Source organism: Bradyrhizobium sp. Ken51 (genome assembly GCF_055807435.1).
Window position 1 is genome coordinate 1 of record NZ_JBVVPB010000204.1, and the last position, 243, is coordinate 243.

Annotated in this window: 1 protein-coding gene; it reads left to right on the forward strand. The window is 64.2% G+C overall.

Annotated elements, in window-relative coordinates:
- Window positions 1-243: hypothetical protein (locus AC0L27_RS41490; protein ID WP_473323933.1), on the forward strand; the 243-nt coding region annotated here is incomplete at both ends.

Sequence of the window (243 nt, forward strand, 5' to 3'; positions counted from 1 at the left end):
AACAGGAAAGGCCGCTCATGGCCGACAGCCATTTACGACCAATTGGCCCGTTACCAGCCGCTCAACGAGCGGGCGTACCGCGACCTGCAAGAGACGGTGAAGGAACGCGGCCTCGACTGCGATGCGGTCATGGAGTGGACCTACATCGAGCAGGCCGAGTTCATGCCCCTGGTGCCCACCAGGGAGGACCTAGCGCGCGACAAGTTCCTGACCGCGACGCGGGCCGATAGGGCCGAGGACGAT